We start from the raw sequence: 3,015 nt of genomic DNA on the forward strand, positions 1-3,015 counted from the left end.
GGCGAAACCTGCGACGAGATCATGAAGATCCCGATGGCAGGAAGTGTCGAAAGCCTGAATGTGTCGGTGGCGAGCGGGATCTGCCTGTTCGAAGCCGTTCGCCAGCGCTCGGTGAAGAAGTAAGCTCAGGTGATGCGCGTCGGGGTCGCGTTTGCAGCGCTGGTTTGCGTGTTGATCAGCGCCTGTTCGTCCACTGAGATCAACCGCGGCGCGTATATCGCCGACACGAGCATTCACTCGAAGCGAGTCGACTCGCGCGTGCGCTTTCTCGTCATGCATTACACGCAAGGGGACGAGGCGCGCTCGCTCGCGGTCCTGACGGGCGACGACGTCAGCGTCCACTACGTTGTGCCTGAGTCGCCGCGCATCGAGAATGGCGAGCCGGTGGTGTACCAACTGGTGCCCGAATCCGAGCGCGCGTGGCACGCGGGTGTGAGCGAGTGGCAAGGCACGACAGAATTGAATGCGGCGTCAATAGGCATTGAAAACGTCAATGTCGGACCCATCGATACCCCGCAAGGCCGCACTTGGCAGCCGTACCCCCCGGCTCAGGTCGACGCAATCGTGAAGCTCGCAAAAGACATCGTCACGCGCTACAACATCCCGCCGATCCGCGTGGTCGCTCACAGCGATATCGCGCCGCAACGCAAGACCGATCCCGGTCCCGCGTTCCCCTGGAAGACGCTCTACGATGCCGGCATCGGCGCGTGGCCAGACACGCCAGCGGTCGCGCTTCATCTCGCCGGACGCGATCCCAAAGCGCCGGCGGACGTCGCGGCGCTGGAGGAGAAATTGCAGCGCTACGGCTATGAAACCGCCACCGACGGTGTGTTCGACGACCGGGCGCGTCGCGTGATTGCTGCGTTCCAGATGCATTTTCGTCCCAGCGACTACGCCGGTAACGCCGATGCCGAAACGGACGCGATCGCCGCCGCGTTACTCGATAAATACTTTCCCTGAGACATTGCCGAATTCAACTCGGCTCACGTTTTGCCGCTGCGTTCGGGATACATGATTTGCGCCGCGCTCAGCAATCTTGGATTTGTCGTTCACCCTTGAGCACGGCGCGGACACGCTTTAATCCATGCGCCCGTGTCGTGCTCGGCTAGAATCGAAGTTTCTCCTCGTGCCTCTCGCCACCATGACCCAAGACGAACTGAAGCAACTGGTCGCTGCCGAAGCGGCCGCGTACGTCAACGCCCACGTGCCGGAGGGATCGGTGATTGGGGTCGGAACCGGCACGACGGCAAACTGTTTCATCGACGCCATCGCGAGTGTGAAGTCGCGTTATCGCGGGGCGGTGTCGAGTTCGGTCGCTAGCAGCGCGCGGCTCCAGGCGCACGGTTTCAAGGTGCTGGAGTTGAACGAGATCGAGTCGCTGCCGGTGTACGTGGACGGCGCCGACGAAATCGATCCGCACGGCGCGATGATCAAGGGCGGCGGCGGGGCGCTTACGCGCGAGAAAATCGTGGCGTCGGTGGCGGATGTATTTCTTTGCATCGCCGATGAGAGCAAGCGGGTGGGCGTGTTGGGCACGTTTCCGTTGCCCGTCGAAGTAATACCTATGGCACGCACCGCGATCGGGCGGCGCATCGCGGCGCTGGGCGCCGTGCCTGTGCTGCGCGTGCAGCAGGACGGCTTGCCGTTCGTCACCGACAACGGCAACGAGATCATCGACGTAAAGGGGCTGAAGATTGCCGATCCGCTCGCGCTTGAGGTCGAACTGAATGCCTGGCCGGGCGTGGTGACCGTGGGCCTGTTCGCGGCACGTGGCGCAAACCTGTGCCTGCTAGGCACGTCGAGCGGCGTCGAGACGATTACCTACGCGCGTTGATTGGAACGCTTATCGGCGTTAATTGACGGCTACTGGCGGGGCACATTGCGTTCGCCGCCGAGTCGATCAATACGCTGCAATGCGTGCGCTGCCTGCGCTCCCGGTCAAAGCGCTTCAATATCCCGGGCGGCGCGGGCGATGATGTCCTTGATCTGCGCGACACGGTTGGCATCGAGATCGCCGGCGCGAACCCGTGCGATGACGACGCCTTTCAACGCATGAAAAGCCTCACGCAGCTCGGGCGAGCGTCGTCCGGCATGCGAGTGTGAGTGACCTTCATCGGCTTCGCCTTCGTCCGCCATCCCACGCGGCGTTATCCCGCCTGACAAGCGCGCATTGATGGCATCGATAAACGGCTTGTTTTCGGCCAAATGCGCACGACCCTCGATGGTCACCGTGTAGCGCTTCTTGTTGCCCGTCGACTCTTCCATGGTCACGAAGCCCTGGTCTTCGAGCAGTGAAAGCGTGGGATAGACCACACCGGGGCTCGGGCTATACATGCCGCCGCAACGTGCTTCGAGCGCCTTGATGACGTCATAGCCGTGACGCGGACTTTCACCGACAAGATCGAGAATCACCAGTCGCAAGTGTCCTGACTCGAACATGCGGCGGCGTGGACCGCGTCCTCCCCGGCCTTCGTGCTCGCCGGTACCTTCGCTAGATTCAAGCAGCCCGCGGTGTCGATGTCGTCCAAACATGGCAAATTCCTCAACGTTTCTTTTCACCAAGATATGTCTTTGTTGAGATATATCTTAATGTGAAAACGAGGCGTCGGGCGGAAAATAAGCGGGTCGTTAGAGAAAAACCCCTAAAAACATAAATTTGGTTGTCCGCAATCAGTCGGTTAGCGTTAGAAAGTATGACGGGCTGCGGATCGTGTGCGCAATGTCGTCAGGCGCGTCGTCAGAAGCTTTAAACACAAGGAATCCCGCCATGCAAATCAATCTTCGCAAGACGCTCGATGCGTCGTATGTGCGGCTCAAGCACATGGAGCGCTCACCGACGGCATTCGCAGGCAACTATGCGTTGTGTCTTGGCGTGATCATGGGCGGGCAGACGTGCAAGGGAATGTCGATGAAAGAAGCTGAGAGCGAGAGAGCGTATCTGGCGATGTTGGCTGCGCTGTTTGAAATTCAATTAGGGCTGGGGCGCGACGTTACACGGCGCTGAGGGGTTGGGGG

At 60.6% G+C, this 3,015-nt stretch carries 5 protein-coding genes; 4 read left to right on the forward strand and 1 reads right to left on the reverse strand.

Going from position 1 to position 3,015, the window contains the following annotated elements:
- The 3 genes from WCA53_RS17105 to rpiA form a co-directional block, all read left to right on the forward strand.
- Positions 1-123: TrmH family RNA methyltransferase (locus WCA53_RS17105; RefSeq protein ID WP_423912907.1), on the forward strand; the 123-nt coding region annotated here is incomplete at its 5' end.
- 9 nt (positions 124-132) lie between these two features.
- Entirely contained in the window at positions 133-960 is an 828-nt protein-coding gene (locus WCA53_RS17110; protein WP_423912909.1) for an N-acetylmuramoyl-L-alanine amidase, read from the forward strand.
- A 181-nt stretch (positions 961-1,141) separates the two neighbouring features.
- Positions 1,142-1,834 (forward strand): ribose-5-phosphate isomerase RpiA, encoded by a 693-nt coding sequence (gene rpiA, locus WCA53_RS17115; RefSeq protein WP_423912912.1) that lies wholly within the window; start codon positions 1,142-1,144, stop codon positions 1,832-1,834.
- 104 nt (positions 1,835-1,938) lie between these two features.
- Here the strand turns inward: rpiA and WCA53_RS17120 are convergent, their stop codons facing one another.
- Positions 1,939-2,532: a PadR family transcriptional regulator gene (locus WCA53_RS17120; RefSeq protein ID WP_423912898.1), complete on the reverse strand. Its 594-nt coding sequence runs from the start codon at positions 2,530-2,532 to the stop codon at positions 1,939-1,941.
- A gap of 235 nt (positions 2,533-2,767) precedes the next feature.
- On the opposite strand from WCA53_RS17120, the gene WCA53_RS17125 reads away from it, so the two are divergent.
- Positions 2,768-3,004, forward strand: coding sequence for a hypothetical protein (locus tag WCA53_RS17125; RefSeq protein ID WP_423912903.1), 237 nt, complete (start codon positions 2,768-2,770; stop codon positions 3,002-3,004).
- The last annotated feature ends 11 nt before the right edge of the window (positions 3,005-3,015 follow it).

The organism is Caballeronia sp. (assembly GCF_049581465.1).
Lineage (GTDB): Bacteria > Pseudomonadota > Gammaproteobacteria > Burkholderiales > Burkholderiaceae > Caballeronia.

Coding starts and splice junctions, on each gene's coding strand:
- WCA53_RS17125 (WP_423912903.1), top strand. CDS start 2,768: ATGCAAATCAATCTTCGCAAGACGCTCGATGCGTCGTATGTGCGGCTC.
- rpiA (WP_423912912.1), top strand. CDS start 1,142: ATGACCCAAGACGAACTGAAGCAACTGGTCGCTGCCGAAGCGGCCGCG.
- WCA53_RS17120 (WP_423912898.1), bottom strand. CDS start 2,532: ATGTTTGGACGACATCGACACCGCGGGCTGCTTGAATCTAGCGAAGGT.
- WCA53_RS17110 (WP_423912909.1), top strand. CDS start 133: ATGCGCGTCGGGGTCGCGTTTGCAGCGCTGGTTTGCGTGTTGATCAGC.